1 protein-coding gene is annotated in these 472 nt (G+C 70.6%); it reads right to left on the bottom strand.

Annotation, left to right across the window (positions count from 1 at the left end; translation table 11 throughout):
• Positions 1-472, bottom strand: a 472-nt coding sequence (locus CS062_RS25350; protein WP_143742548.1) for an ABC transporter permease, incomplete at both ends; no start/stop codon positions are given.

Genomic DNA, 472 nt, shown 5'->3' with positions numbered 1-472 from the left:
CTCTTCGTGACAGCTGATCCGTGGCCACCGCCAGGATCACCAGGATGCCCGTGACCAGCACCTGATAGATCGACGACACGCCCATCAGCGTGAGGCCGTTGCGGAACACGCCGACGATCAGCGCACCCACCAGCGAGCCGAGCACGATGCCGCGCCCGCCGAACAGGCTGGTGCCGCCGAGCACGACCGCGGTGACCGCCTCGCGATTCTCGGTCTGCCCGGCGTTGGGGTCGCCCACGCCGGTGCGCGCCCCCGCGGGCAGCGACGCGATGCCGTAGAACGCGCCGGCCGCCACGTACACCGTCAGCAGCACGCGCTCCGTGGCGATGCCCACCAGCCGCGTGGCCTCGGCGTTGTTGCCCACCGCATAGATGTGCCGGCCGGCCGCGGTTTCGCGCAGCACGAACCAGGTGAGCGCGTACAGCGCCAGCATCAGCAAGGTGCCGAAAGCGACCTCGGTCTCGCCGATGGC

Origin of the sequence: Roseateles chitinivorans, from assembly GCF_002761755.1 — a bacterium.
GTDB classification, from domain to species: domain Bacteria; phylum Pseudomonadota; class Gammaproteobacteria; order Burkholderiales; family Burkholderiaceae_C; genus Roseateles; species Roseateles chitinivorans.
Note: the sequence above shows the minus strand (reverse complement) of the source record. Positions and strands in the feature narration are given on the sequence as shown.